Below are 26,042 nucleotides of genomic sequence, written 5' to 3' on the forward strand. Positions count from 1 at the left end.
GCCCATGATGGCAACGCCTAAGCTCGTTCATTACCACGCACCACAAACGCGCTCCTTCGCAATCCGCTGGCTGCTGGAGGAACTCGGCTCACCGCCTCACGAGCTCAAAGTGCTCAACATGAAGAAGGGCGAGCACAAAACTCCGGAATACCTCGCTGTCAATCCGATGGGGAAAGTCCCGGCCATTACCCACGGCGGCGTTCCGGTGACTGAAGTTGGCGCCATCGCGATCTACCTCGCCGATCTTTTCCCGGAAGCACAACTCGCCCCAGCGATCGGCGATACCGCGCGCGGCACCTATCTCAGGTGGATCGTTTTCAATCACGGCGCCATCGAACCCGCCATCGCCGACCGTTGGCGCAAGATCGAGCCATCTATGGCCTCTGCGATGAGCTACGGAACATATGACGCCACGGTCGACACATTGTCCGGTGCCGTCAGCGGTGGCCCCTATATCCTTGGGGAACGATTCTCTGCCGCAGACGTCGTAGTTGGTTCGGCGGTCCGTTGGATGACGCTGTTCAAGTTGCTGCCCGAAAGGCCGGAATTCACGAGCTATATCGAGCGCCTGACGAGCCGCCCCGCGTTCAAGAGCGCAATGGCGAAGGACGAAGAGCTGGTGCGCGCGTTGGCGTCCTGAAAAGCCAAGTGTCACCGCGGCGTGCTTTCGGAACCCTCGGGATCGGCTATCCTGTGGTTCCGAATCGCCGTTGCGAGATCCATCGACAATGCTTCCCAATGACGTCTTCCGAGACCGCCTCGAGCGGACACTCGTCGATCTCGAAGCGTGGGCCAAGGCAACGGCCGACTGCGCCGAAATCGGCATCGCGGCCTCCGAGCGCTACTGGCGATTGGTCGTCGTGCCGAATGCCGATCTCGCCTGCCCGTTCGAGCTGATGATCAAATCCGATCAGAAATTTGGTCTGAAGCTCGCAGCAGAAACCTACGAGGACCGGCCGATCGAGCGGTTCGAGGTGTTCCCGGCCCTCGTTCGGGCGATCGAGGCGGGCCGCGTCGATGAGATCCAAATATTCAATGCCATGACGGATGCGCTCGTCGGTATCACGATGCGCGTCGAGCTGACGCCCGGATGGGACTGGATCGGCGACCGGCGGATCGCTCCGCCGACGTCGGCCGAAGAATGGCGTACACGCCGCTTCCTGCCCTATCGCCGCTGAGCAACGACCATTAGAAAGACGGTGCGCGCCCCGCGAGTCGCTTTATCGCCGATATATGGCTGCCCGACTTGGCGATTCTCCGCGCGGCTTCCGCCAAAGGCTCGACCACAACCATCATGTGATAGGCGTTGGCGTGAATGAACATCACGCCGTCGAGCATCATGCCGACGTGCCCCTTCCAGAATACGAGGTCACCGCGCGCCAACCCTTCGAGATCTTCGGAGACGAGAACGTTGTCGCCAAGCTCCGCTTGCTGCATATCGCTGTCGCGCGGCGCCGGAATGCCCCCAGCCTGTAGCGCCGTCTGCATAAGACCTGAACAGTCGATCCCGACGCGCGTGCGGCCACCCCAGAGATACGGCGTACCGACGAAGCGCTCGGCAATTTCCGCGTAATCGCGCACAAAGCGATCTTTCACCGAAGCGTGCCGCGCGTAAATGAAACCGCCGCCCTCGAGTTCGAGAAATCGATCGTCGCCGCCAAGCACCGCAATCGGAGTGTTGAGGGCGAGATGCATGATCGGCGGCGACTTGATGTCGGGCGCGCCGTACAGAAAAGTGCCGAGCGTCTGCACCCGATGGGTGGGACGTATCACGCCACGCGCGAACGTGTCCGAACGCAGATAGCCGACGTACCCGTCGCGCGCGAGCTGGACCCACGCCCAGCCGTTGGCATCGTCGAAGATCGTCAGGCTCTCGCCGAACAAAACCTCGGTTTCGAAACCGCACGACGGATCAGGTTGCTTGCGAAGCGGCACCGTGGAACGCACGACAAAGCCGGGCTCTCCGGTAACGTAACGCTCGGCATGGATCACGCCCTCGAGCGACTTCGCCGCGAGATCCGGACGAAAAGCGTTGCGGCGCGGATCGAGCGCGCCTGCGGTCCGTTGCGAAACTCCAGTGGTCACGAGGTCAGCTCTCGCCTCAGTTGTTCCATCACTGCGCGGGCCGTCTGCGGCTCCCCGCCCTTCGGGCCAAGGGGCCGAGCCGCCGGTCGCCACCCATATAGGTCGAAGTGGGCGAAACGGCGAGCCCGGGTGACAAAGCGCTTCAGGAACAACGCCGCGGTAATGGCGCCGGCAAATGGCGACTCCCAGACGTTGTTCATGTCGGCGATATCGCTGTCGAGATGACGGCGGTAACCATCCCAAAGCGGCAGATTCCACAACGGATCGCCGATCGAGGCGGCAAGCGGCGGCAGGCTGCGCGCCAGCTCATCGTCATTGGTGAAGAACGCAGGCAAGTCCGGCCCGAGAGCCGTTCGCGCCGCGCCGGTCAGCGTTGCGAAAACGAAGATGCTGTCCGGCTCGTCCGCGTCGGCGAGCGCCAGCGCATCGGCGAGCACAAGCCGCCCCTCGGCGTCCGTATTGCCGATCTCGACGCTGAGGCCGAGACGGCTTGCGATCACATCGCCCGGCCGGAAGGCGTCGCCGCCGACCGAGTTCTCCGCCGTCGGGATCAGCACGCGAAGCCGGCATTTGAGCCCTTGCCCCATGATCATGTGCGCGAGCGCCAATGCCGTCGCAGCGCCGCCCATGTCCTTCTTCATCAGAAGCATCGCGCTCGCGGGCTTGATGTCGAGACCGCCGGTATCGAACGTGATGCCCTTGCCGACGAGCGTGATCTTCGGCGCGCCGGCTGGCCCCCAACTCATGTCGATGAGACGCGGCTGCCGCGGGCTCGCGCGGCCGACCGCATGAATGAGAGGGAAGTTCTGCGTCAGCAGGTCGTCGCCGGTGGTCACCGAAATATCGGCCCCGTGGCGCCCGGCTAGAACACGCGCGATGGCTTCGATATCGGCAGGCGCCATATCCGATGCGGGCGTGTTGATCAGATCCCGGCCGAGCCAGACGGCTTCGGCAGTATTGATGATGCGATCCGATCCCGCATTTGCAAGCCGCAGTTTGGCGCGGCTGCCATTTTTGTCTTTCTTCAAGTAGCGCGAAAACGAGTAGCCGCCGAGAGACCATGCCAACGCTGCGAGATCGCCGTGCGCGAGATCCGAAGCGAAACGATACGTTCCCGCCGGCAAGCTTGAACCCAAAAGTCCGGCAAGCAATTCGGAGGGGCCGCTCGGTTCCCCCTGCTGGCCATTGCCGATCCCGAACGCGACGGACGCGATGTTTCCGTCTGCGCCGGGAATTAGAACGGTGCGCTTGGCGTTGCCCGCAAACTTCTGCGCCTTGAGCCAGGCTCGCTGAACATCGTCAAGCGAACCGATGGCATCGACACCGTCGGCCGGAACGAAATGAACAGGGATGTCGTCAGCGGCCGCGGCGCCAAGTGCAAATGTTTCCGCCGCCGCCCAGGCTGTCGTCTCGGCCATTCGTCTCACACTCCACTGCGTTGCATTCATTCGATTAAGTCGCGCGCCGGCTGCAACTGTCGGGGCCGCCAGAGCACAAACCGTTTCAGGATTGCACTGCTTATACAGGTCTGGGGCAAAACTTAAGCGTTTGTTGACCCATGCCTCAGAAACTGACGGTCTCACAAAGATTCGCCCGGGGAACGGCGAATCAATCCCCGACGGAGACTTTCATGACGCGTTTCGAGCATCCCCTCGCATGTGTAGTGCTGCGGCCCCGGCGCCTCGGCACCCTCGCGGCCCTGACCGCGAGCCTGCTTCTGGGAGCCTGCTCCGCGTCAACCGACCTGTTGCCAAGCATCGCCATGAAGCCGACCGACACCAAGACGGCTGATGCCGGCCCGTCGTCCCCGCAAGATGAGTTGCAGAAGGCCACGATTTACTGGGGCAACGAATACACCAAGAAGCCGACCGAGATCCGCCCGGCACTCAATTATGCGAAAAATCTGAAAGCGCTTGGTGAAAAGGACAAGGCTCTCGCCGTCCTGCAGCAGGTCAGCCTAATTCACGGCAACAATCCGGAAGTTGCCAGCGAATACGGACGCCTCGCGCTTGAAATGGATCAGGTCGGCGTCGCCAATCAGATGCTGACAATGGCCGACGACCCGACGAAACCCGATTGGCGTATCGTCTCGGCACGCGGCACGGTCATGGCCAAGCAGGGCAAGTACACCGAGGCCATCCCATTCTATGAACGCGCCTTGACGCTTTCACCCAACAATCCAACCGTCACGAACAACCTCGCGATGGCTTATGCGATGAATGGCGATCCCAAGAAGGCCGAGGGGCTCCTCCGTCAGGCGGTATCCTCGTCCGGGGCGACCCCGAAAATTCGCGAAAACCTCGCGCTCGTGCTGGGTCTCCAAGGCCGCTACGACGAATCGAAAGCCGTCGCCTCGGGCGTCCTCAACACCGATACCGCATCCGCCAACGCGGCTTACCTGAAGCAAATGGTGAAAATCGAACCGACGACGGAAATGCCGGACGCGCGAAGCTTTGCCGCCAACACCTCGGTCAGCGCGGCAGCTCCCGTGCAGAATGCAGCGGCGTCGGCAGGGTCCCTGTCCGTGACGCAAGGCGTCTGGCAGACGAGCACCGACGAGGCGCTGCCGGTCACGCACTAACCTCGAGCGACTTGCACACACCAGATCGACAATCCGAGCATTGCCCAGCCGGCGAATTCCGCCGGCTGTTTGCGTTCATGCCTTCCATTGCCGCGTCAAAAAAAAGCCCCGGCCACCGAAAGGGGCCAGGGCCGACGCGACACAAATCGAAAACGCGGCGGTTGCGCCTAATCTTACTTGTTCATCTGCATGTAACTGATGCCGGCCGGACCGAGGATGACGATGAAAAGCACGGGCAAGAAAAACACGATCATGGGAACAGTCAGCTTCGGCGGCAAAGCAGCAGCTTTGCGTTCGGCTTCCGACTGCCGGATCTCGCGGTTTTCCTTCGCCATCGTTCTGAGCGCTTGCCCGACTGGCGTGCCGTAACGCTCGGCTTGTACAAGCGCCGTCATCACCGATTTGACGCCGGGAAGCCCCGTCCGCTTGGCCAGATTTTCATACGCCTGCCTGCGATCCTGCAGGTACGACAGCTCTGCCGTCGTCAGCATCATCTCCTCGGCGAGCTCGACCGACTGGGTGACGATCTCCTTGCCGACCTTCGCAAAGCCCGCCTCGACCGACATGCCCGATTGCACGCATATCAAGAGCATATCGAGCGCGTCCGGCCACGCTTGCTTGATCGCCATCTGCCGCTTCTGTACGCGGTTGGAGATGAACATGTTCGGCACGTAAAAGCCGAGAAAGCCTGCAGCTAACGCCATCAGGAAGTTGATGAGCGGAGGATAGCCGCTGTCATAGAGCACGAAGAGATAGAACAGCGCGAAAAAGAAGATCACGATCGGCGCGGCGACGCGGAAGAACATGAAGGACACGATATTCGCCTGACCGCGAAGACCGGCGCGCTTCAGGTTTTCACGCAATTCCTCGTTGTCGAAGCGCTCGCGAAGCTTCAGCTGATCGACGACCTGCTGCATGAAGCCCTTCGGCGTCGATCTCAACCGCCCGCCCTGCGGACGATCCTTCGTCGCCAGTTCCGCGAGACGGGCTGAACGCATCTTGCCGCGTTCGATGGCCATCTCCTTCATGCGCCGGTTCATCTGGTCACGCTGCAACATCGGCAGCGCAACCGTCAGAACAGTCGCAAACACGCAGACGGCGGCCAGCACCGTCGCGATGAATTGGGGGTCCATTACAACGTCGACGAACGACAACATCGCTATACCACCAGCATGTCTGTCTGCACGAGCAGAAACCTAGAACTTGAAGTTGATCATCTTCTTCATGATAAGAACGCCCGCCATCATCCACGCCGCGCCGCCCGTAACCATGAAATGCCCGACGGTCGTGGTGAAAAGCGGCATGATGTACCCAGGCGACGAAAGAAAGACCATTGTCATGACGCCTGGCGGCAACGATGCGAGCACCATTGCGGACGCTTTTGCTTCAGCGGAAAGCGCCTTGACTTTGAGCGCCAGCATTTGCCGGTCACGAAGAACGTTCGAAAGATTTGCAAGCGCTTCAGACAAGTTACCGCCGGATTGCTGCTGAATGCCGATGACGATCGTCAGGAAGCGCATTTCCGATATCGGCATGCGATCACACATGCGCTCCAGGCCATCCGCGATGGAAACGCCGAGTCGCTGCTGCTCGACGACTTCGCGGAACTCACCGGCAAGCGGCTCCGGACTTTCGCGCGAAATGACCTGAAGACATTCGTTCAACGGCAGACCGGACTTGATGCCACGCACGACGACGTCGATGGCGTTCGCCAATTGAGCTACGAATTTCTGCTGACGCCGGCTGATCATCTTATTGAGGATCCAGCGCGGTATACCGAACCCGCCGACAATCGCCGCGACGACCGCACCGCTTAGCGACAGCCCCATGATGAATATCGCGATCGCCGCCAAGAGAGCGCCGAGCAACGCGCTGGCGACATAGAATTCTCGCGGCGTCATTTTCGAACCGGACCGCATCAGACGCAGACCGAGCGTCACTTTCTTGTCGGCTTTCTGGCGGTCCTCGAGTTCCTTCAGCGTGTCGGCCACGGACTTCCTGCGGCTGCTTTGCAGATCGCCTGCAACGCCCGAAAGGCGCGAGCCTCGCGCGCCGGAAACGCTCTCCAATCGCTTCGATTGCCGGTCATCCGCAAAATACGGATACGCAATTGCGAAGACCGCCCCGGCGAATGCCAGCGCCGCCAGCAGCGGCACCATGAGCGAAAGAAGATCGACATCACCCATTGCGATCACCAAGCGGACTGCCGTGTTTGTCTTCCATCTCGGACTGGACGAGCGCGCGCGTGAGGCGTTCCGTCTCACCGTAATATTCTGCGCGTTCCATGAAGCGCGGTCGCGTGATGCCCGTCGACCGGTGATGGCCGATCAGCTTCCCGTGCGCATCCTCGCCGGTAATTTCATAGATGATCAGGTTCTGAAGAGTGATCGTCTCTTCTTCCATGCCGATAACTTCGGTGATGTGCGTGATTTTGCGCGAGCCGTCACGCAAGCGCGAAGCCTGAACGATCACATCGATGGAACCGCAAATCATTTCGCGAATGGTCTTGATCGGTAGCGCGTAACCGCCTTGCATGATCATCGACTCGAGACGGCTCAGCGCTTCGCGCGGGCTGTTGGCGTGCAACGTGCCCATCGAACCGTCGTGGCCCGTGTTCATCGCCTGCAGCAGATCGAACGCTTCGGGTCCGCGGACCTCGCCGACGATAATACGTTCCGGACGCATACGAAGGCAGTTCTTGATGAGATCACGCATCTTGATCTCACCCTCGCCTTCGAGATTGGGCGGCCGCGTTTCGAGACGCACGACGTGGGGCTGCTGCAGCTGAAGCTCGGCAGAGTCCTCGCATGTGATAATGCGCTCGTCGTCGTCAATCGAACCCGTAAGACAGTTGAGAAGCGTCGTCTTACCGGAACCCGTGCCGCCCGAAATAAGAACGTTACAGCGTACGCGCCCGATGATCTCGAGGATCGTCTTGGCATCCGGCGTAATCGATCCGAACTTGACCAGCTGCTCGAGCCGCAAACGGTCCTTCTTGAATTTACGGATAGTGAGCGCGGGTCCATCGATCGCGAGAGGGGGCGCAATGACGTTGACGCGCGATCCATCAGGAAGACGCGCGTCGCAAATCGGGCTCGATTCATCGACGCGCCGGCCAACCTGGCTGACGATGCGCTGACAGATATTCATCAGCTGCTGGTTGTCGGCGAACCGGACGTTGGTCTTTTGAACCTTGCCGCCGACCTCGATGAACGTCGTGGTGGCGCCGTTCACCATGATGTCGGCGATGTCGTCGCGCGCCAGAAGAGGCTCGAGCGGGCCGTAACCGAGCACGTCGTTGCAAATGTCTTCGAGCAGTTCTTCCTGCTCGGAAATCGACATCACGACGTTTTTGATTTGAATGATTTCGCTGACGATATCGCGAATTTCTTCGCGCGCGGCAATGCTATCGAGCTTCGACAGCTGCGTGAGATCGATCGTATCGATCAGCGCGTTGAAGACGGTCGTCTTGACGTCGTAGTACTCTTCCGAGTGCCGCCGCTGAGACTCGACCACAGGCTCTGCTCGCTGCGGCGCGGGGTTCGGCGCGGCGGGTGCCCGCGCCGGCGCCGATGCGCGCGGTTCGATACCGGCCGCGGCCGCCTGCGGTTCAGGAGCCTGCGGCGCAACGCGCCTCTCTGACGATTGATCGTTGGAGCGCCTACCGAACATGGGGCTTGGGTCCTCAACGCTTGAGCTTCAACTTCTCCAGTATCGGCGCAATGGCCGACAGCGGCGAACTCTGTTTTTCCGCTTTAGTGTCTTTACGCCGCGTTAGCCTGAACGCTAATTCGTGGAACTTCTCGATCGACTTCGCCTTCGAGTTGAACTCGGCGATCATTTGCCCGTTGTTCGCCGCCTGGCTGAAAGTTTCGGAATCGTAGTCGATCACTGAAACGACCTTGAGACCGAGAGCCTGCTCGAATTCCTTGACGCTGATTTCTTGGCGCTTCGGCACGTTCGCCATGTTCAGGATCAAGTGCGGCTTCTCATCGTTTTTGCGCGACGCCTTGAGAAGATCGACGATGTTCTTGGCGTTCCGCAGGTTCGCAAGATCGGGAACGGCCGTGATGACGACCTCGTCGGCCTGCAGCAGGACGCGCTTCGACCACGGCGACCAGCCGTGCGGCAGATCGACTGCAACGAACGGCACGTTCTGGCGCGCCACATCGATAACGATGGCGCAGGCCTCGGGCGAAATATCGTAGTCGCGGTCAAGCACGACGGGTGCCGCGAAAATTGAAAGATGCTGCGAGCATTTCGTCAGCAGACGATCGAGCAACTGGTCATCCAGACGCTCCGGCGTCGCCAACGCTTCAGCGATGCCCTGAACAGGGTCCTGATTGAAATCGAGGCCGGTGGTGCCGAACGCAAGATCGAGATCGGCGATCGTGACGTCCGATTTCAAAACTTCCGACATCGTCCACGCCACGTTGTGGCAAATGGTCGACGAACCGACGCCGCCTTTCGCTCCGATGAATGCGAAAACGTGGCCGACGGGATCGGTTTCCGGATTGTTGTAGAGATTGGAAATGCTCTCCATCAACCCCATCGGATCGACCGGCGCGACGAGATACTCCGCGACGCCGCGCTTCAAGAGCTCGCGATAGAGGAGCACATCGTTGTGCCGTCCGACGACGATGACTTTTGTCCCCGGATCGCAGCTCTCCGCCAACCGGTCGAGTTCGACGAGCAATTGGCTGCCTTTCAGCGCGCTGTCGAGAATGATCAGATTGGGCGTCGGGCTATCGAGATAGTGCGCGACGGCAGCGCCAATGCCGCCCATGTGGACGCTGACGTGCGCTTTCGACAAGCGACGGTCGTTGGCTGCATACTGAAGCGCGTCGGCAACCACCGGATCGTCGCAAAAAGCTTGAATGGAGATGCGCGGAATAGGACGCGCGCGATCGGCCGGATGGAGATCAGGAGAGCCGCCATCCTCGAGGATCGGTTCCTCGCTTGGGCTGTCTGGAGCGTGCTTGGACATGTCGTCTCCGAAAGATCAATTGCTGACGGGCTTGGCGATCGTCACGGCTTCGGCATCGGCGCCGAGCGGCTTACCCGCCACGTATTTGGAATACATATCGTCCCGGCGGTTCGCATCGCGGCTGGTCATCGTGCGCGGACCGAGCAGGTCAGCGGGGTTAGCGACCATGGCGGCAAGATTACGCTGCCCCGCGCAGCCCATGTTTGGATACGGCGTATTTTGATAGTTCGCCGCGAGATTTTCCGACCAGTCCTGTCCGCACTCCGGCGCCTCGGCCACATAGCGCATATATGACAAACGCAACGGCGCATCCCGGCCATCGGCGTGATAGGCCTCCACCGCAATCGATGTTTCCGAATAGCCGGTTTCGATCATCAACCGGCGCGCTTCGTCGGCCGCCTGCATTGCGGCGCCTTCGTTTGCCGAACCGCCCGGAGCCGATATGACGATGCGGCTGTTTCCGGCATCCGAAGCGCGGCTTCTGCCGGCGAACTCCAAAACGCGCGCGCGCTGCGCTGGTGTCAGACCATCCGAGCTCGCTCCGATATGCAGATTGAGCGTTGCCGGCTGCTGCGACACGAGGATCGGATGTCGTTGCTCGGGATCAATGACCGACCAGCCCGCAACCTGCGGGCCGGGGGCATCGCGACGGCATCCGGCAACGGCAAGCGGAAGCAACGCGATGACAAGAACTTTGGCGAAGCCCGAGCGTAGTTTCCGGGGCCAGGGGTCGGTCGTGCACTTGATCGGCATGATGCGTCTGCGCCCCAGTTATTCGACGATAAAACCGTAATCACCCTTGAGACCGCCGGAAGGCATCACTTCGCTCTTGCCGTAGATCCTGTTGAGATGACCAAGAAAGTCCGCCTTGAGGTCGGTCGCCGGCGCCAACCCGTCCGTCGGCGCAGCAAGCTGCTGACGCGAGGTTGGCTGCACTAGGTAAGGCGTCACGATGACGACCAGCTCCGACTCCTGATTTTGGAAATCGCGGCTTCGGAACAGCGTGCCGAGAATTGGAATGTCCTTGGCGCCGGGCAGGCCGTCGATATTCTGCTTGGTCTTCGTGTTGATGAGGCCTGCGAGGGCGAGCGATCCACCGGACGGCAACTCCACGACCGTTTTCGCCTGCCGCGTATCGAACACCGGATTGCCGCCGATGAATTGCGAAATATCGCTGACGCTGGTGTCGATCTTCAGACTGATGCGGCCTTCCGAAAGCACGACAGGCGTAAAGCCGAGCTGCACACCGAATTTCTTGAATGCAACGGAACTCGTACCGGTTTGCGTGTCGATGCCGGTGACGTACGGGACCTCGCCGCCCGCGAGGAATTCCGCTGCCTCACCCGAAATGGCCGTCAGGTTCGGTTCGGCAAGTGTCCGGATCAGACCGTCGCGCTCCAGCGCTCGGATCGCCGACTGGATTCGATTAGCACCCGTACCCCATCCCGACAGCAGACCACTATTGCCGATCGCGCCGTTACCAGGGCCGGAGTTGAACGGGCAGATAGGGACGCCGGCGGCGCAAGCAGCGCCGGCGGCAGCAGGAAGGCCGAACGTTGGAAGCGCCCCGAGACCCTGGGCGGTCGTTATCGGCAATGCGTTTTCCGTCAGAAGCGTTGTCGAGAAGCTTCCCGACTGCAGCATTCCGCCAAGATTGACGCCCAACTGCTTCAGAGCCGTCCGCTGAACTTCCGCGACCGTCACCTTGAGCATCACCTGCTCTTCGGCTTCGACCGTCAGCATGTTGATGACGGGTTGTTTCTGCTGACTGGTCCCGCTTTCGGCTGTCGAAACGCCCTCTTTGACGTTGACCGACATGCTGGTGAGCTGCTGCGAGATGAACTGCGCGGCGATGTTGCCGGCGCGGGTCGAATCGATCGGACTCTTGACGCTTCCCGTCAGGATGACCGTCTGATTGAGCATCTCCACCTTGATCGAAGAGCCGGTGATGATCCGGTTGAGGAGCGATTGCAGTCCCGCCGTCTCTCTCTCGATGTAGAGCTCCATGGTCGCGAATTGCGCGCCCGAGGTATCGAAGAAGAAGGCATTTGCTTCGCCGGTCCCTTTGGCGAGCAGGAAAACGCGGTTTGAGCTCAGCACCACTGCATCGATGACGGCGGGGTTCGACACCATCACGTCGCGGACATCGCGCGGGAATTCGAGAAGGACCGATTTCCCCATGCCGATCTTCAGGCTTTTCTTGATAGGGCCACCGGTGTCCTGGATGCGAATGAACGACTGATGATGCCCTGCGTCCGCCGAAAGATCGCGGAACGTCTCTTCGGGCTCTGGCGGCTGTGCTACTGCCGCCGAAAAGGCGAGCGTCGCGCCAAAAAGCATGACGACGGCGCGCAACCGCGCGCGCCAAGAAAAACAGGAATTACTGCGCATGAGCCCTTAACCTATGACGGCTACTGATTAGTCTTTACTCAGTTCACGCCATACACACGCGACTTGGCTCCGTAGCGAACGATGCGCACGGAATTGTTTTTAGGTTTGTCGAGACTGACGCCGCCGGCCCGCGCCGGGTCGGTGCTTAAATCGGCAACGCTGCGAAGGGACAACGTGATCTCGCCCATCGAATTTGCGAGCGCCATCATTTCTGCTTGGCGCGGCGTCAGCTCCAACGTTGCCGTCGTCGCCGAGCTGTCCGCAGCCTTCTTGCCTTCCTTGGTCTCGATCTGCTGACCGATTGCCATGACACGGACGTTCCGGAACAGCGTGTCGACGACGCTTGCGTCCTGGCCGCTGCGTCCCCGCACCTGCCGGATCAGAATGACGTCCACATGATCGTTGGGGAGAATGAGACTGCCGGCCGCCGTCTCGGCTTTGATCTTCGTCGAGATGGCGCGCATGCCTTGCGGCAGGATCGCAGCGAGAACGCCGCCCTGCCCCGCCTTGATCAGCTTCTGCGCGGTAACAGGCTCTCCGGCGAGCAGCGGCGACCGCGCCACCGAACCCGAGAGGTTATGCATGATCGACTGGCCGCCGCTCTTCTTGGTGATGTAGTTCGCGGAGACGGCTTCAGAGGGCCACGAGACCCAACGGAAGCTTCCCTCGTTGACGATCTGCCCGACAGGGATATCCGTTCCGGCGACCAGAACGTCGGTGCTGTTGACCGTCTTCTCGACTGTGACCGGGGCTGGCGGTGGGCGCACGAAAGCGCTCGCTACGTAATACGCGAGCATGGCGGCGCCTAAAGCCACCGAAAATCCAATGAGCTGAGCCCGTTTCATCCGCCCCGTAGTCCCCGAGAGCACAAATCGATCTGCTCCGGACGATGACGGCCAATTGTCAATTTGAGGTTAATCTCTGTCTCGAAGCGAGGCTAAGACCCCGAAACGTTGTAGAGACAGTTATCGAGACGTAAACGCTCGCGCGGCGAGCACGCAATATCCCGCCGCTCGGCGCATTCGGCCGGTTCGCGGGACGCGCCTATCGGAAACGCCCAACTGCAAATTAGACGACAAGAGAAAGAAAGATGTCCGTCGCCGGAAAGATCGCGAGCCCACCCGCCGCGATGGCGATGCCGTAGGGGATGGGACCCTTTGGCAGATGGAGACGCATAGCCCAGCCCGGAAGAGCGAGCTTTTCAGCTGGAAACCAGTTGCGATATCCGAGGATTACGAGCGAAAGCACGCCGCCGAAAATCGCGACGAAAACGAGATACTCGACGATGTGATTTGCACCGATCCAAACGCTTCCGGCCGCAATCAGCTTGGCATCTCCGCCACCGAGAAGATTGAGCGAAAAGAGCGTGAACGTCACGCCGAGGATCGCGAACCCGATTGCGAGGTTGGTGCCGAAAGTCTCGAGCGGCATGCGCGTGAGCAGCGCCACGGCAATAAATCCGCCGACGAGCGCGAGCGAGATCTTGTTCGGTATCTTCATCGTGAAGAGATCGTTGGCCGCAGCAAACGCCATCGCGACCGGAAACGTCATGAGCAGGATTGAGGCGAGCGACGCCATGTGTAGAGACCTAGATGGATGCAAAAGACGCTGCGAGCATGCAGCATGCGAGTAAAAGTGCGCCTAACGCCGCGAAACGTCTGTTCTCGATTTCGCCTTACAGATTGGCCGCGAAGTACGTGCCAATGGTCGCGAACATGCCCTGCAAGGCACCTGATATCTGCGACAGTGCAGCGACCATGCAGATACTCACAATCCCCGCAATCAACGCATATTCGATTGACGTTGCGCCGCTTTCATCGCTTAGAAAGCTCCGGACGAACCCATTGTGCATGTCGGTTACCTTGTGCTGTCGGAGCCGAAGACGGGCGCCGTCCATAAGGAATTGTAGCGCAGAGATCTTAAGCTCCGGTGGCCGCATGAAATTTGCGAAGCATTCCGCGTAGAGCCGCGCCGGCTGGAACTATCTCTGATGAAAAAAATGCGCCCGGAGTTGTTTTTTCCGAGCGCATCTTATTCGCAAACCTAAGAAGGCAAGTTGCCTTACTTAGCCGTGTTGGCGGTGTTGAGTTCGGTGCCAACCTTGGTGAACGTGTCGTTCAGGTAGCCCTTAAGAGTGCCGAGCGTGCCGATAATCCCAACAGCGACGATCGCAGCGATTAGGCCATATTCGATGGCCGTTGCACCCGACTCATCGTTCATGAAACGCGAAAACAAGTTCATGTGTACTCTCCCAAACCAGTTCTGAAGTGTAGTGTCCAATCCTGCTTCGCCGGGGGGATCCGTCCTCACCAGCGAACTTTAGCGACAATAATGCTCAAAAATTAAATTCAGGTAAAACCGCATAGGTTGCAAGGATGATCCGACTAAATATCAAATGAACGATGGACATTGCGCAAGAAATACAAGCATAGACAAAGAAAAAACAAGACAAGCCTCATTACTAAATCACAAATAACTGCGTTAATACGTAAATCTTAGCAGCATTAATTGGTTAATACTTCTTAATTATTTGGTTTTTGGCATCTGATTGAGATGGGGATAGAGTATAATGAAGGCAATCGCTCGTCATCCGTTCCGGGAGGCAGCTGCGCCTGACCTTGGATGAACACGGCCTGCATTCACGGGCGCACCGTCAACTCAAGTAACTTTTCCACTCCCGCGAATGACGCGCCGCAACCTCTAGGATCGTACCTCGGTGACGCCGCACCCGATTGAAACGGCAATTACCAGTTCCTTCACCAATTCATGCGGTAATTATCTCTTCCTCGAGATAGCCGGATGCCGAATGCTCAAAAGATCCAAACGAACCGCAACGCCGCCCCGGCTTATTCGCGGCATCGCGTATGCGAGCCTCATTATATTGGCTAACGCGCCGGCCACCGCCGGAGACTTGGTCGTGCGGTACGATCAATCCCAATTGCTGAGGCTCCCTAGACCTGCATCTGAGATTATCGTGGGCAATCCTTCGATCGCCGACGTCACTCTTCAGGACGGCAACTTGGTCGTCGTGACCGGCAAGACTTTCGGAATAACGAACATCATCGCCCTCGATAACGACCACAACGTCATCCAAGACCAGCGGGTGATGGTGGAGCGCGACGATCGACGGATCGTCAACCTGCATAAAGGAAGTCAGCGCTTCACATACGCCTGCACGCCCAATTGCGAGCCGACGCTGACAATCGGCGACGAGAAGGACTTCTTTAATAACGTCAAATCGGCAAACTCTAGCAAGACGAAGTTCTCCGAAGGCTCAGCCGATCAGGGCGCCAATGCAAACAACCAGCAATAATGAGCGGCACAGGAATGAATGCATTTAACGCTTTGTGAACCGCGCCAAAAGAAAGATGTTTCGATAAATGCGCTTTTAATGTTCGAGGTCTACCTCTCACTGCAACGCATGAAGAGGGATCTCGAGCGCAATGACGGCTGGCATCAAGCCGCTTTTGAAGCTTCTCGGCCTTCGTCGCTTTCAACGCGACGACAATGGCGCGACCGCAGTTGAGTTTGCGATCGTCGCCACGCCCTTCATGATGTTCATGCTCGGCCTCGTCGGCTGCGCATTCTATTTTTTCATTATCAGCTCGATCGAAAAGGGTATGGATCAAGCGAGCCGCCTTATCCGCACCGGCCAAGCGGTCACTCAGAAAATGACCGTCGACCAGTTCAGAAAGAAAATTTGCACTGGGGCAGGCCCGTGGATCAATTGCAATAACCTTCAGATTTTTGCACAGGCTACGGATAATTGGAATGCCGGCATCGAACCGTATAAGTGTTTGGACAACACCGCAAACCTGTCTCTGGTCATGAAGCCGACGGACCTCATAGCCATTTACACCGGCACTGCCAGCCAGATCGTGATCGTTACGACCTGTTATAAATGGGACTTCACCGCCAAGCTTCCCTTCGTCAAATTCGGCAACGCTCCCGACGGCACTACAATGATGCAAACCGCTACGGCTTTCCGCAGCGAACCTTACCCGAGCAATTAAGCCATGCAACAATTTGGGATTTCTCGATTGATTTCTCAATTCGGCTCGCTGCTAGGTGACAGGTCAGGCATCGCAGCGGTCGAGTTCGCGTTCCTCGCGCCGGTTCTGATGCTGATGACCTTCGGCACTTTCGAAGTCACGCGCGCGCTGATCATTCACAAGCGCTTCCAGAAAGCGACAGCGATGATCGGAGACCTCGTAGCTCGCGAACAGCAGCTCGGAGCAACGAGCACGGAAGCAAAAGATCAGCTGAATGCCATCATGGTTGCAGCCGTCCAGGCGATGGAGCCATACAGCTCCAGCACGATGCAGATGGGCATCTATCAGTTCAGGGCAAATAGCACCGACGCCACGAAATCCAGAATCGAATGGTCTTACGCCTACAATTCCATGATCATTCAGCCTTGCTCTCTGACGTACACTGCGAACACGCTGGTTCCGGCGAACCTCCTTTCGAAGGGCGACGCCGCAATCATCATCGACTCCAAATATCAGTTCTCGCCGCTGCTGAAGAACCTGCTGCCTACAGTCATACAAAACCTGACCTGGACCGACACGGCGACGTTTTCCCCGCGCTTCGGGTCGGTTTTTTACGGTCAGGCGACCCAAAATTCGGTTTGCCCGACCTAATCGGCCCATTCATCTTGAAATTTCTGCGGTGTGTGCGCTCGGCGCATCAACCACAAAAGAAATTCGAATACTTTTTTTAATTAATCCGGGTACGGAGGAAATAAATCCTCCCATGACGGATTAGTGAGCACTCTATTGTCTTAAACACCCCCGTTGCCGCAAGCGCTAAGAAAACTTTTTTCGCTACACGCACGGAATTGAGCATTCCTTTCTAGTGACGCGCCGGCGGACCCTTGTCTTGTTGCAACCATCCGGTACAGTTTACTCATCATAATTAAAAGTGCGCTAGGGATTGCCACCTTATGGGACGAAGATCCGTTCATTCACCGGAGGAGTTGCGTCAGCTTATTCTCGATGCCTCACAAACCATTGTGGAACGCAATGGAATGACGGGCCTCTCTGCTCGCGAAATAGCGCGCATGATCGGATATTCGCCGGGCACGCTCTACAATATCTTTGAAAACCTGGATGACGTTCTGCTGACGCTACAAGTGCAGCTGATGGGGCGCACACTCGAACACATGAAGCGCGTTCCGCTCGGATCGGACAGGGAAAAGAACGTAGAGGCTTTGGCACACGGCTACGTAGACTTCGCCCTCGTCAATCGGCGCATGTGGAATCTATTCCTGGCCCACACCTTGCCCGCTGGAACGAGCGTGCCGGTATTGCTGCACGACTATACGAATAGCCTTATCGAGATCGTCAAAGACCAGCTTGCGCCGATCGCACCGGACGCATCGCTTGACGCTCTCGATGCGATGGCACGCACTCTGTGGGCTGGCCTCAACGGCATCACGGCGATTGCGGCAACCGAGAAGGGCGTCTACCTCACACCCGCGACCGCGCAATCATTCGCCAAGGAATTGACGACCATCTTTATTAGGGGTTTGCGCTGCTAGGCAGGACATCACTGGCCGGAGCGGGAGCCGGAAGCGGTGCCGCTTCTGCCGCCGGCTGAGGCTGCGCAATTGGAGCTGCGGTGTCCTTCGCCTCTCCAGCATGACCGACTGAATGCTCGCCGATCGAACTCGTCGTTATACCGCTCTCACTATCAGGCTTGCTGCTCGCAAAGTGCGGACCTTGAACGATGCCGAACCACTTGTCGGTCGGCAGCATCCGCTGCTGCAAGCCCGTCCACATGCTGTGCGAACTAAGCCCGTCGACGAATGTCGTTGTTTGCGGTGAAATCATGATGGCCGCCGCAGTGGCCCCCGCCATCGCGAGCGAAGCACCGAGATGCCGGCGATCGAAAAACTTCAACGCCGTGCCGAATGACGATTTGATGCGCGTGTCCATCACGTCGACCGAATAGATCTCATCGAGCGTCAGATGGGTTATGTAGCCGACGAACATGAACGCGGCGGCGAGCCACGAAACGCCCTCGGGCTTGCCGAGCAGATACCGAAACACGATGGCCGTCGCGACTGATGAAAAGACCGCCGCAAGGATCGAATGCCAGATCCCTCTGTGCACCGAGATACGATGGAAGATCGCGTGCAAACCGTATCGAACGACGAGAAGCGTTCCAAGCCACAGCACCCAAAGCTCGGCAATAGAGAACTCCGTCGCCGCATTGAACAGCACCGCGAATGAAAAGAAGATCGCAAGCCCCGCGAACATCGCCCGGCTCGGCCGCGAGTCCTTGAGGTCGATGTCGGGCAGCACGGAACCGAGAACGCCGGCTAAAGTTACCGCGACCAGATTCTGCGGGGCGACGACGTCCGCGGCGAGGGTCAGGGTTGCAAGCGCGCCCGTTACAACGGTACCAATCGCGATGTGAGTGGTGAAATTCGCCATCGTTGCCACCAACCGCATTTGCCCGCTCGCAAACCGAGACGTATGGACTGGCTAGCGGCCCTCTCTTCGGTTAATGGAGCATCAGATTCGCACCGCCCCGGCGAGGGCCTGATGCGGCACGGATGTGGATAATCCTCCAACGAACACGGCCTGCTGAGGCCGAAACGCTCTTTCCAATTGCGGCGCTGCGATTCGACTATAAGACCTGGGCGCAGCCATCGACGACGGAACACCGCTTTTAATGTCCACCGCCTCTAAAAATGAACACGACAGGATCGCACGCATAGCGGTGATCAATATCGCTGTCGCGCTGACCGTCGTGACGTTGAAATATATCGCCTACGCGGTTTCGGGATCGGTCGCCCTCTTCTCCGATGCGCTCGAAAGCATCGTCAACGTGATGACCGCCATCGCGGCCTTTAGCGCTATCCGCCTCAGCGCCAAACCGGCCGACGCCGATCATCCCTTCGGCCACTACAAGGCCGAATTCCTCGCGGCCATGTTCGAAGGCGCAATGATCGCCGTCGCCGCGGTGCTCATCATGATCAAAGCCTATTCGGGCCTGGTCAACGGCGTCGAACTCGCGCATCCGGGTCTCGGCCTCGTAATCAACATCGTGTCGACCGTGATCAACGCCGGTTGGGCTTGGGCGTTGATCAAGTGGGGAACGAACTGGCGCTCGCCTGCGCTCGTGGCGGATGGCCAGCACTTGTTTACGGATGTCATCACATCAGTCGGCGTCGTCGCTGCCTTGATCGTGGCTATCCTCACGGGCTGGACAATCCTCGACCCATTGATCGCCGCCGTGGTAGCGACCCACATCCTCTTCATGGGCTACAACATCGCGACGGAATCCATGTCGCGATTGATGGATCAGGCGGCGAGCCCGGAGATCGAGGGCCGCATCAGGGGCGTCATCGAGGCGAACGGCCACGGCGCGCTAGAAGCACATGATATCCGCACCCGCCAAGCCGGACGCGCCCTGTTCATTGAATTCCATCTCGTCGTGCCAGGCACCATGACCGTCGACGACGCTCACGTCATCTGCGACCGGCTCGAGGATTCGATTGAGCAGAGCATCGAAGGCTCGGAGGTCGTCATTCACGTCGAGCCGGAACACAAGGCAAAGCCCGAGGAATCCGGCGCCGTACCGCTTTAGACGCGTTCGGCCCAGAGATCGTACTCATCGGCTTCGACGACCTTGCCGCGGATAATCTCCCCGGCATTCAGATCGTCTTCGCCGTTGAGAAACACGTTGCCGTCGATATCTGGCGCGTCCCACTTCGAACGGCCAATGGCGCCGTCTTCGTCGACTTCATCGATGATGATGTCGATCGTCGATCCGACCTTTTCTCGCAGTATCTCGCTGCTGACGTCCTTCTGCGCGGCCATGAAGCGGTGCCAGCGTTCCTCTTTCACCTCTTCCGGAACCGCGCCCTCGATAGCGTTGGCCGTCGCGCCCTCGACGGCTTCATATTTGAAGCATCCGGCGCGATTGATCTTGGCTTCCTTCAGCCAGTCGAGCAGGAATTGAAAATCCTCTTCGGTTTCGCCCGGGAACCCAACGATGAACGTCGAGCGAATGGCGAGATCCGGACACACGTCACGCCAGCGGCGAATGCGTTCCGCCGTCTTCTCCTGCGACGCGGGCCGCCGCATCGCCTTCAGGACTGACGGAGAGGCATGCTGAAACGGGATGTCGAGATACGGCAGGATCTTGCCTTCCGCCATCAGCGGGATGACGTCGTCGACATGCGGATAGGGGTAGACGTAGTGCATCCGCACCCATGCGCCGAGATCGCCCAGCGCCCGCGACAAATCGAGAAAGCGCGCTTTGAGCGGACTGCCCTTCCAAGGGCTCTCCGCGTATTTCAGATCGAGGCCGTATGCGCTCGTATCCTGGCTGATAACGAGCAGCTCTTTGACGCCCGCGCTGACGAGACGCTCTGCCTCGGTCATGACGTGGTTCGACGGCCGGCTCGCGAGATCACCCCTGAGCGAAGGGATGATGCAGAACGTGCAGCGATTGTTGCAGCCTTCCGAAATCTTCAGATAGGCGTAATGGCGCGGTGTGAGCCTAAGCCCCTCGGGCGGCACGAGATCCAGAAACGGATCATGGAGCGGCGGCACGGCGTCATGCACGGCTTCGACGACCTGCTCGTATTGATGCGGCCCCGTCACCGCGAGAACACCCGGATAGGCTTCGCGAATTCGATCCTCTTCCACGCCGAAACAGCCGGTCACGATCACCCGGCCGTTGCCGTTCATCGCTTCGCCAATGGCGTCGAGACTTTCCTTTTTGGCTGAATCGAGAAAACCGCACGTGTTCACCACGACGACGTCGGCGCCGTCGTAATCGCGGGCTATCGAATAGCCTTCCGACCTGAGCTTGGTGATGATGCGTTCGCTGTCGACCAGGGCCTTCGGACACCCGAGAGATACAAACCCGACTTTGGGCGTGCGTGGTTGCGGCGCGGCCGCGCCATGCGCCAGCCGCCGCACCTTTGCACTTGCCTTTGCCTTGATCTTTACTGAGGGTCTCGCCATCTTCGCGCTTCTAGCCTTCGGGCCGGACAAGCGCAATCGCGACACTATGGCCGTTATCCAAAGATAAGCCCGTGACCGACCTCCAAGCCGATCAAGTTGCTTCCAAAACAGACGCTCCGCTCACCAATGCAAGGGCGGCTGCCAGAGCCTGGCTCGAAGCCGGGCGGCCCGTTGCCATGGCGACGGTGATCGACACCTGGGGCTCGGCGCCCGTCCGCGCCGGCGGCCAAATGGCGATCGCCGATATCGACGAGTTTCAGGGCTCGGTTTCCGGAGGCTGCGTCGAAGCCGACGTCATCGCCGCGGGCATAGACGTCATCGAAAACGGCAAACCGCAGATCTTGAGCTTCGGCATCGCCGACGAGACCGCCTGGCGCTCCGGCCTCGCCTGCGGCGGCAAGATACGCGTCTACGTCTCGCGGCTCGACCCGGGAACCGACCTCGAATTCATCAAGCGATTGGACGAAGCCACGGCCAACCGGTCCCCACTCGTGATTGCGACGCGTCTCTCGGACGGCGCCCGCGAGATCCACGATGGAACCGCAGCCACCGACCCGGCAATTGCCGAAACGGTCCGCCGCGCCCACAGCGCCGTCGACAAGAGCGGAGAGACATTCCTGCACGCGTTGACGCCGCCGCCACGCATCATCATCGTCGGCGCAACGCACATCGCCCAGCATCTCGCGACGATGGCGACGGCAGCCGGATACGACGTCAAGGTGATCGATCCGAGAACCGCGTTTGCAAGCCCCGCACGTTTCGATCCCTCGCAGATCATCGCCGGATGGCCGGAAGAGTGCTTCAGGAAAATGACCGCCGATCCGTTCTCGGCAGTCGTGACGCTGACCCACGTCAATCATATCGACGACGAAGCTCTGTCCGTCGCGCTCAAATCACCCTGCCGTTACATCGGCGCGCTCGGCTCGCGAAGAACGCACGCAAAGCGCGTCGCCCGTCTGCAGGCCGCCGGTTTTACCGACGCCGACATCGCGCGCATTAACGCCCCCGTGGGTCTCGATATCGAAGCCGAGACGGCAGGAGAAATAGCAACCTCGATCCTGGCGCAGATCATCTCGGCATTCCGGAAAGCGCCGGAGTGAAGCTGGCCGCGGTCATTCTCGCCGCCGGAAGCTCGACGCGCTTCGAGAATGGTCACAAGCTGCTCGTGGAGATCGATGAAGTCCCGATCGTCAGGCGCGTCTGTTCCGCCCTCGCACAATCGAAAATCGATGACATAATTTTAGTGACCGGCGGAAGTGACGACCGAGTTGCAAAGGCCGCTGGACAAGGCCGCTGGCGGGTCGTCGAAAACCCTGACGCTGGCGAAGGACTTTCCACGTCACTTCGTGCCGGGCTTCGCAATGTCGACCGCACTGCCGACGGCCTCCTCATCGCGCTCGCCGACATGCCGGGACTATCGAGTGCCTTGGTTGATAAATTGGTGTCGGCTTTTGAGATCAACCCTGATGCGATCGTCTTTCCCGCCTCGCCGGACGGTCGCCGGGGCCATCCGATCATCTGGCCCCGCTCGCTCTTCGCGGCACTTGAGGGAGTGAGCGGCGATAAAGGCGGACGGGAGATCTTAGCCCAGCATCAAGATCTTTTGTGCCCGGTCGCGTGCGAGGACCCGGGCGCCTTCGCCGACATCGACACCCGCGCTGATCTCGCAACGTTTATCGCGCCGGATCAGCCGACGCGCCGCAAGTGATTGTCGAACGAGATGTCTTGGAGCTCGTGCTCCGTGATCGTCGAAGCGCGCGCCGTTTCGTAACGCACGACGCCGAAGCCCGATGACGCCGCGAAATCTTGCTGGCCCTCGGGCGCAATTCCGCACACGTCCTTCAAGTTGCTCTGCCCCACGACGGTTGCGGTCGTCGTATCGACGTAGAGCACATGTCCGGCTTTCGGAGCGCTGGCCGCGATGTAGCGCCCGTCGGCGCTCACCGCCATCGCGCCGATATATCCCTTGAGATCGCTGCCGCCCTTCCCCTGCGGCTCGATGAGCTTCGGCGCACGATCCACACCCGCGCTGCCGACGAGCTGCGGCGTCTCGCTCGGGCTGCCTTCCCATTGGGCGCCGAACCACACGAGGCCCGTGGCGTCCTGCGTGACGTGGCGAATGGAAAGCGATTGGAGATCGCCCGTCATCGTGTGCTTGGCGATCAGCTTCCCGCTTTCACGATCGACGAACGCCAGCGATGGTTCCATCGTATCGACGTTCAGATTCTCGCGCCCGGCATCCGGCACGGTGTCGAGACCGCCGTTCCCGACGGCAATCGTCTTGCCGTCAGCCAGCAACATGATCTCGTGCGGCCCCGTACCGTAACTCGGATGTTCGCCGATTTTCTTGAAACCCGAAGCGACATCGTAAATGCCGATCACGCCGTCGCCGCTGTCGATATCGTTTTCGGAAGCGTAGAGCACCCGGCCGTCCTGCGAGAAGCTGCCGTGACCGAAGTAATGCCGCCCCTCGCCCGGCGTGAAGACAACCGGCTGACGCGTCGTTTCCAGATCGAAAGCGACCCCGAAGGCTCCCGGCCGCCGCGCAAAGACCGCAACCTTGTTCGAGGGCCGGTGAATGGCGATGTCATGTCCACGGCCCGAGAGCGGAACGTCCCTGAGGACGGATCCGTCAGCGCGAAGAAGAAGAACCGTGTACGAGCCGTCCGCGCGACGGGCGGCCGTCACGTAGGCGATATCGTTTGCACCCAATGCGAGCGCGCCGCGCATCGGCGTCGCGCCGACGAACGCGAGCGTGCCGAGCAACAACGACCTGCGGTCAATCGCCATCGAGTTCATTGAACCCCACAGTCAGCTTGGCCGCCACCGACAGCCTGTTGGACACCATGTTGCGAAGGCCGTTTGCCCGGTCGAAAATTTCACGCGGCGTCGGAGAATCGTCGCGCTCCATATGCGATGAATGACCGCCCGCGCCGTCGCTCGCCTCGAGCGCGCGCCAGGTTCCTGCAACCCAATCTTTCATCCATCGCCTCTCGGGCGGCAGATAGCTTTCGAGCTGCAAGGCATCGTAAAGCTGGTGCAGTGACGCGATGTATGCGGCATAAAACGGCTTCTGAAGCCCCGACTTGTCGTACGGCGGCTTCAGCCGGATCTTGGGATCGATCTGCGGCTTGATCTGAAGATCCGCCATCAGCGACAGCCCGACGATCAAAGCCTTGACGACCTCGACCGCGGCTTCACTGTCATTCTTGTAAGTGTCGTTCTCCGGCCCCGGATGAAGCATCTTGTCGGCCCAGCCGCCGGGCTTTTCCCATTCCGTTGAGACTTCACCCACGAGGCGAACGATGTTCCCGGCAATCGCCTTCGCGACGACGCAACGATAACGCGCAGCCTCGTCCGGCCCGAGCGGCACGTCTTTATCCTGGATCAGATATTCAAGTGCGACGAGACCCTGCACAGCCGCGCTCTGCTTGGCGAGCGCCCCAGGCTGAGCAATCGCATCATCCTTCGCCGTCAGGATGAGGCGCATCTGCCGCCCGAGAAAACCGCGCGGGTCAGGCCAGAATGAAATCTGCTCGCGACGGCCTTTTTCCAGCATTGGCCCGAAGCGAAGAAAATCGATTCCGGCATAGGCTTCGACCGCTTTCGCAAATTGCTGTGAAAGCTGCTGCCGCGATTCCGCCGATCCGCTTTTGCAAACGCTTTCAACAGCAGCCGGCAAAGGCTCTGCGGCAGCCTTCAGAGCGTCGATGTGCGGAATGATGTGCTGCTCGATAGCCGCCTTCACCATCGCTGCGTGGCTGACCGGTTCGCTCGCCCTAACGCCGGCAACTTGGCTGATCAATGCGAGGAACGACAACCCGACCAGCAGCACTCTATGTACCATCATAACCCGTTCACATATTCGACGAGCCGCTTCTTGTCGTCAGGCGAGAGCGCCTCGAAAAGATTGCGGCTGCGTTCAGCTTCGCCGCGATGCTTCCCAATCGCTTCCTCGACGGTCTCTGCCGACCCGTCATGAAGAAAACGCCGCTGCTCCGAAGGCAAGCGGTGACCGATAAGCGGTGCGGTTCGCCATTCCGATGATTTGACGCCCGGCTCTCCGACACCGTCATCGAGCCGAGGACCCATATCGTGAAGAAGCAGATCGGTGAAGGCCGGAATTTGCCGCCCATCGCGCGTTGCAAGCGTCGGCACATGACAACTGGCGCAACCGCTCGCCGCAAAAATCGCTTGGCCCTCCGAAGATTCAGCGTCCGCAGGCACCCGGAGCGTTTTGAGGTAGCTCTCGACCATTCTAAGCATCAGGGACGAAATTTCGCGCCCCTCGAACTCCGGGCTCTCGCCATTGGGCGCGGCCAGGCACTCGGTCTGGAGCTTCGTGCAATCGCCGTAAGGGAACGGCATTTTCGGACTGGACATGCCAATGTCGATCGCGAAAGCATGCGCGACCTGTTCGTCAAGCGTCACGTGCCCGGCTTTCCAGCCGTATCGCCCAATCCCCCGTGGCGTCACGTTCGCACGCCCCTTGATGCCGTCGCCGTTGCGATCGTCAGGATCGGCGCGCTTCAAAATCTCTTCGTCGGCAACGTCGTCGAACGCCGCCCTGCCAAACAGCGGGGGCGCGAGCCGAATGCCCGCGTGCATGCCGGCAGCCAGCGCCGGACCCTCCAAGTTGTATTTAAGCTCCGGAAGGAAGCGCGCCTGCCCCTCCGGCATCAATCCGGGCACGGCATTGGTTTGCAGCTGCAGCCCGTAATAGGGATCGGTCGCCCCACCGGCATTGCCGAAACGCACGACAGCACCCGAAATATCGGCCTTCCCGTCATCGCGCGTCACGACGCGCGCACCTTCACCGCGCGAATGGCAGCCAGTGCAGGATCGCGACGAGAAAAGCGGCCCCAGTCCGTCGGTGGCTTTGGTCGAGGCCGGCGCGGGAATCCATTGACGGTCGAAAAGCGCCTTGCCGACGGCTGCATCGAGTTGGTCGGCGAGCGGCGCATAAGCAGGCACAAAGGTGAAAAAGAAAAGCGTAAGCGCAACGCGCATG

General features: G+C 59.7%; 27 protein-coding genes. 10 read left to right on the forward strand and 17 right to left on the reverse strand.

Features of this window, described 5'->3' with window-relative positions:
• The first annotated feature begins 7 nt into the window (after positions 1-7).
• Positions 8-640, forward strand: a complete 633-nt coding sequence (locus tag K2Q04_RS13750) for a glutathione S-transferase family protein (RefSeq protein ID WP_291164791.1) — start codon at positions 8-10, stop codon at positions 638-640.
• Positions 641-728: 88 nt separating this feature from the next.
• Positions 729-1,178 (forward strand): hypothetical protein, encoded by a 450-nt coding sequence (locus tag K2Q04_RS13755; RefSeq protein WP_291164795.1) that lies wholly within the window; start codon positions 729-731, stop codon positions 1,176-1,178.
• Between the two features lie 10 nt (positions 1,179-1,188).
• On the opposite strand, the gene K2Q04_RS13760 is transcribed toward K2Q04_RS13755, so the two are convergent.
• Positions 1,189-2,085 (reverse strand): NlpC/P60 family protein, encoded by an 897-nt coding sequence (locus K2Q04_RS13760; RefSeq protein WP_291164798.1) that lies wholly within the window; start codon positions 2,083-2,085, stop codon positions 1,189-1,191.
• A complete protein-coding gene (locus K2Q04_RS13765) occupies positions 2,082-3,503 on the reverse strand; it encodes a leucyl aminopeptidase family protein (RefSeq protein WP_291164801.1) in 1,422 nt (473 codons plus the stop codon). Before K2Q04_RS13765 ends, K2Q04_RS13760 begins: the two co-directional genes overlap by 4 nt.
• Before the next feature lie 212 nt (positions 3,504-3,715).
• Here K2Q04_RS13765 and K2Q04_RS13770 point away from each other — a divergent pair, with 212 nt between their 5' ends.
• On the forward strand, positions 3,716-4,666 hold the full coding sequence (locus K2Q04_RS13770; RefSeq protein ID WP_291164804.1) for a tetratricopeptide repeat protein: 951 nt from the start codon (positions 3,716-3,718) through the stop codon (positions 4,664-4,666).
• 173 nt (positions 4,667-4,839) lie between these two features.
• Here K2Q04_RS13770 and K2Q04_RS13775 read toward each other — a convergent pair whose 3' ends face one another.
• The 10 genes from K2Q04_RS13775 to K2Q04_RS13820 all read right to left on the reverse strand — a co-directional run bounded on the left by K2Q04_RS13775 (position 4,840) and on the right by K2Q04_RS13820 (position 14,285).
• Positions 4,840-5,823, reverse strand: coding sequence for a type II secretion system F family protein (locus K2Q04_RS13775; RefSeq protein WP_291164806.1), 984 nt, complete (start codon positions 5,821-5,823; stop codon positions 4,840-4,842).
• Between the two features lie 39 nt (positions 5,824-5,862).
• Entirely contained in the window at positions 5,863-6,852 is a 990-nt protein-coding gene (locus tag K2Q04_RS13780) for a type II secretion system F family protein (protein ID WP_291164808.1), read from the reverse strand.
• Positions 6,845-8,338 carry a CpaF family protein gene (locus tag K2Q04_RS13785; RefSeq protein WP_291164811.1) on the reverse strand — a complete coding sequence of 498 codons (1,494 nt, stop codon included), beginning with the start codon at positions 8,336-8,338 and terminating at the stop codon, positions 6,845-6,847. Before K2Q04_RS13785 ends, K2Q04_RS13780 begins: the two co-directional genes overlap by 8 nt.
• Before the next feature lie 13 nt (positions 8,339-8,351).
• Positions 8,352-9,653, reverse strand: a complete 1,302-nt coding sequence (locus tag K2Q04_RS13790; protein ID WP_291164815.1) for a CtpF protein — start codon at positions 9,651-9,653, stop codon at positions 8,352-8,354.
• Positions 9,654-9,668: 15 nt separating this feature from the next.
• On the reverse strand, positions 9,669-10,406 hold the full coding sequence (locus tag K2Q04_RS13795) for a CpaD family pilus assembly protein (protein WP_291164817.1): 738 nt from the start codon (positions 10,404-10,406) through the stop codon (positions 9,669-9,671).
• 18 nt (positions 10,407-10,424) lie between these two features.
• On the reverse strand, positions 10,425-12,044 hold the full coding sequence (locus K2Q04_RS13800; protein WP_291164819.1) for a type II and III secretion system protein family protein: 1,620 nt from the start codon (positions 12,042-12,044) through the stop codon (positions 10,425-10,427).
• A 38-nt stretch (positions 12,045-12,082) separates the two neighbouring features.
• Complete coding sequence (cpaB, locus tag K2Q04_RS13805) at positions 12,083-12,889, reverse strand: Flp pilus assembly protein CpaB (RefSeq protein ID WP_291164822.1); 807 nt, start codon at positions 12,887-12,889, stop codon at positions 12,083-12,085.
• 223 nt (positions 12,890-13,112) lie between these two features.
• Positions 13,113-13,622 carry a prepilin peptidase gene (locus K2Q04_RS13810; protein WP_291164825.1) on the reverse strand — a complete coding sequence of 170 codons (510 nt, stop codon included), beginning with the start codon at positions 13,620-13,622 and terminating at the stop codon, positions 13,113-13,115.
• A gap of 97 nt (positions 13,623-13,719) precedes the next feature.
• Positions 13,720-13,896: a Flp family type IVb pilin gene (locus K2Q04_RS13815; RefSeq protein ID WP_291164827.1), complete on the reverse strand. Its 177-nt coding sequence runs from the start codon at positions 13,894-13,896 to the stop codon at positions 13,720-13,722.
• Between the two features lie 209 nt (positions 13,897-14,105).
• A complete protein-coding gene (locus K2Q04_RS13820) occupies positions 14,106-14,285 on the reverse strand; it encodes a Flp family type IVb pilin (RefSeq protein ID WP_291164829.1) in 180 nt (59 codons plus the stop codon).
• Between the two features lie 565 nt (positions 14,286-14,850).
• Here K2Q04_RS13820 and K2Q04_RS13825 point away from each other — a divergent pair.
• From K2Q04_RS13825 to K2Q04_RS13840, 4 genes are all read left to right on the forward strand, one after another.
• Positions 14,851-15,357, forward strand: a complete 507-nt coding sequence (locus tag K2Q04_RS13825; RefSeq protein ID WP_291164832.1) for a pilus assembly protein N-terminal domain-containing protein — start codon at positions 14,851-14,853, stop codon at positions 15,355-15,357.
• Positions 15,358-15,487: 130 nt separating this feature from the next.
• Positions 15,488-16,057 (forward strand): pilus assembly protein, encoded by a 570-nt coding sequence (locus tag K2Q04_RS13830; RefSeq protein ID WP_291164835.1) that lies wholly within the window; start codon positions 15,488-15,490, stop codon positions 16,055-16,057.
• A gap of 3 nt (positions 16,058-16,060) precedes the next feature.
• Entirely contained in the window at positions 16,061-16,687 is a 627-nt protein-coding gene (locus K2Q04_RS13835) for a pilus assembly protein (protein WP_291164838.1), read from the forward strand.
• Positions 16,688-16,989: 302 nt separating this feature from the next.
• On the forward strand, positions 16,990-17,586 hold the full coding sequence (locus K2Q04_RS13840) for a TetR/AcrR family transcriptional regulator (protein ID WP_291164840.1): 597 nt from the start codon (positions 16,990-16,992) through the stop codon (positions 17,584-17,586).
• Here the strand turns inward: K2Q04_RS13840 and K2Q04_RS13845 are convergent.
• Positions 17,567-18,502: a metal-dependent hydrolase gene (locus K2Q04_RS13845; RefSeq protein WP_291164843.1), complete on the reverse strand. Its 936-nt coding sequence runs from the start codon at positions 18,500-18,502 to the stop codon at positions 17,567-17,569. The two genes, K2Q04_RS13840 and K2Q04_RS13845, sit on opposite strands and share 20 nt — an antisense overlap.
• 223 nt (positions 18,503-18,725) lie before the next feature.
• On the opposite strand from K2Q04_RS13845, the gene K2Q04_RS13850 reads away from it, so the two are divergent.
• Positions 18,726-19,643: a cation diffusion facilitator family transporter gene (locus K2Q04_RS13850; protein ID WP_291164846.1), complete on the forward strand. Its 918-nt coding sequence runs from the start codon at positions 18,726-18,728 to the stop codon at positions 19,641-19,643.
• Here the strand turns inward: K2Q04_RS13850 and rimO are convergent.
• Positions 19,640-21,031, reverse strand: a complete 1,392-nt coding sequence (gene rimO, locus K2Q04_RS13855) for a 30S ribosomal protein S12 methylthiotransferase RimO (RefSeq protein WP_291164848.1) — start codon at positions 21,029-21,031, stop codon at positions 19,640-19,642. The genes K2Q04_RS13850 and rimO overlap by 4 nt on opposite strands.
• Before the next feature lie 71 nt (positions 21,032-21,102).
• On the opposite strand from rimO, the gene K2Q04_RS13860 reads away from it, so the two are divergent.
• Together K2Q04_RS13860 and K2Q04_RS13865 are read left to right on the forward strand one after the other, a co-directional pair.
• On the forward strand, positions 21,103-22,131 hold the full coding sequence (locus K2Q04_RS13860) for an XdhC family protein (protein WP_291164851.1): 1,029 nt from the start codon (positions 21,103-21,105) through the stop codon (positions 22,129-22,131).
• Positions 22,128-22,739: a nucleotidyltransferase family protein gene (locus tag K2Q04_RS13865; protein ID WP_291164854.1), complete on the forward strand. Its 612-nt coding sequence runs from the start codon at positions 22,128-22,130 to the stop codon at positions 22,737-22,739. Before K2Q04_RS13860 ends, K2Q04_RS13865 begins: the two co-directional genes overlap by 4 nt.
• Here the strand turns inward: K2Q04_RS13865 and K2Q04_RS13870 are convergent.
• The 3 genes from K2Q04_RS13870 to K2Q04_RS13880 are packed head-to-tail and all read right to left on the reverse strand — an operon-like array spanning position 22,718 to position 26,041.
• The gene (locus tag K2Q04_RS13870) at positions 22,718-23,821 is read right to left on the reverse strand and encodes a DUF1513 domain-containing protein (RefSeq protein WP_291164857.1); all 1,104 of its coding nucleotides are present in this window, start codon (positions 23,819-23,821) and stop codon (positions 22,718-22,720) included. The two genes, K2Q04_RS13865 and K2Q04_RS13870, sit on opposite strands and share 22 nt — an antisense overlap.
• On the reverse strand, positions 23,811-24,881 hold the full coding sequence (locus tag K2Q04_RS13875) for an imelysin family protein (protein ID WP_291164859.1): 1,071 nt from the start codon (positions 24,879-24,881) through the stop codon (positions 23,811-23,813). Before K2Q04_RS13875 ends, K2Q04_RS13870 begins: the two co-directional genes overlap by 11 nt.
• On the reverse strand, positions 24,878-26,041 hold the full coding sequence (locus tag K2Q04_RS13880) for a di-heme oxidoredictase family protein (RefSeq protein WP_291164861.1): 1,164 nt from the start codon (positions 26,039-26,041) through the stop codon (positions 24,878-24,880). Before K2Q04_RS13880 ends, K2Q04_RS13875 begins: the two co-directional genes overlap by 4 nt.
• Between the last annotated feature and the right edge of the window lies 1 nt (position 26,042).

This window comes from Hyphomicrobium sp. (assembly GCF_019753045.1).
Taxonomy (GTDB): Bacteria; Pseudomonadota; Alphaproteobacteria; order Rhizobiales; family Hyphomicrobiaceae; genus Hyphomicrobium_B.

Bases quoted from the DNA above. Each gene is read 5' to 3' on its own strand.
- K2Q04_RS13750 (WP_291164791.1), top strand. From the start codon at position 8: ATGGCAACGCCTAAGCTCGTTCATTACCACGCACCACAAACGCGCTCC.
- K2Q04_RS13755 (WP_291164795.1), top strand. From the start codon at position 729: ATGCTTCCCAATGACGTCTTCCGAGACCGCCTCGAGCGGACACTCGTC.
- K2Q04_RS13765 (WP_291164801.1), bottom strand. From the start codon at position 3,503: ATGGCCGAGACGACAGCCTGGGCGGCGGCGGAAACATTTGCACTTGGC.
- K2Q04_RS13770 (WP_291164804.1), top strand. From the start codon at position 3,716: ATGACGCGTTTCGAGCATCCCCTCGCATGTGTAGTGCTGCGGCCCCGG.
- K2Q04_RS13775 (WP_291164806.1), bottom strand. From the start codon at position 5,823: ATGTTGTCGTTCGTCGACGTTGTAATGGACCCCCAATTCATCGCGACG.
- K2Q04_RS13780 (WP_291164808.1), bottom strand. From the start codon at position 6,852: ATGGGTGATGTCGATCTTCTTTCGCTCATGGTGCCGCTGCTGGCGGCG.
- K2Q04_RS13785 (WP_291164811.1), bottom strand. From the start codon at position 8,338: ATGTTCGGTAGGCGCTCCAACGATCAATCGTCAGAGAGGCGCGTTGCG.
- K2Q04_RS13790 (WP_291164815.1), bottom strand. From the start codon at position 9,653: ATGTCCAAGCACGCTCCAGACAGCCCAAGCGAGGAACCGATCCTCGAG.
- K2Q04_RS13795 (WP_291164817.1), bottom strand. From the start codon at position 10,406: ATGCCGATCAAGTGCACGACCGACCCCTGGCCCCGGAAACTACGCTCG.
- K2Q04_RS13800 (WP_291164819.1), bottom strand. From the start codon at position 12,044: ATGCGCAGTAATTCCTGTTTTTCTTGGCGCGCGCGGTTGCGCGCCGTC.
- cpaB (WP_291164822.1), bottom strand. From the start codon at position 12,889: ATGAAACGGGCTCAGCTCATTGGATTTTCGGTGGCTTTAGGCGCCGCC.
- K2Q04_RS13810 (WP_291164825.1), bottom strand. From the start codon at position 13,622: ATGGCGTCGCTCGCCTCAATCCTGCTCATGACGTTTCCGGTCGCGATG.
- K2Q04_RS13815 (WP_291164827.1), bottom strand. From the start codon at position 13,896: ATGCACAATGGGTTCGTCCGGAGCTTTCTAAGCGATGAAAGCGGCGCA.
- K2Q04_RS13820 (WP_291164829.1), bottom strand. From the start codon at position 14,285: ATGAACTTGTTTTCGCGTTTCATGAACGATGAGTCGGGTGCAACGGCC.
- K2Q04_RS13825 (WP_291164832.1), top strand. From the start codon at position 14,851: ATGCTCAAAAGATCCAAACGAACCGCAACGCCGCCCCGGCTTATTCGC.
- K2Q04_RS13830 (WP_291164835.1), top strand. From the start codon at position 15,488: ATGACGGCTGGCATCAAGCCGCTTTTGAAGCTTCTCGGCCTTCGTCGC.
- K2Q04_RS13835 (WP_291164838.1), top strand. From the start codon at position 16,061: ATGCAACAATTTGGGATTTCTCGATTGATTTCTCAATTCGGCTCGCTG.
- K2Q04_RS13840 (WP_291164840.1), top strand. From the start codon at position 16,990: ATGGGACGAAGATCCGTTCATTCACCGGAGGAGTTGCGTCAGCTTATT.
- K2Q04_RS13845 (WP_291164843.1), bottom strand. From the start codon at position 18,502: ATGCGGTTGGTGGCAACGATGGCGAATTTCACCACTCACATCGCGATT.
- K2Q04_RS13850 (WP_291164846.1), top strand. From the start codon at position 18,726: ATGTCCACCGCCTCTAAAAATGAACACGACAGGATCGCACGCATAGCG.
- rimO (WP_291164848.1), bottom strand. From the start codon at position 21,031: ATGGCGAGACCCTCAGTAAAGATCAAGGCAAAGGCAAGTGCAAAGGTG.
- K2Q04_RS13870 (WP_291164857.1), bottom strand. From the start codon at position 23,821: ATGGCGATTGACCGCAGGTCGTTGTTGCTCGGCACGCTCGCGTTCGTC.
- K2Q04_RS13875 (WP_291164859.1), bottom strand. From the start codon at position 24,881: ATGATGGTACATAGAGTGCTGCTGGTCGGGTTGTCGTTCCTCGCATTG.
- K2Q04_RS13880 (WP_291164861.1), bottom strand. From the start codon at position 26,041: ATGCGCGTTGCGCTTACGCTTTTCTTTTTCACCTTTGTGCCTGCTTAT.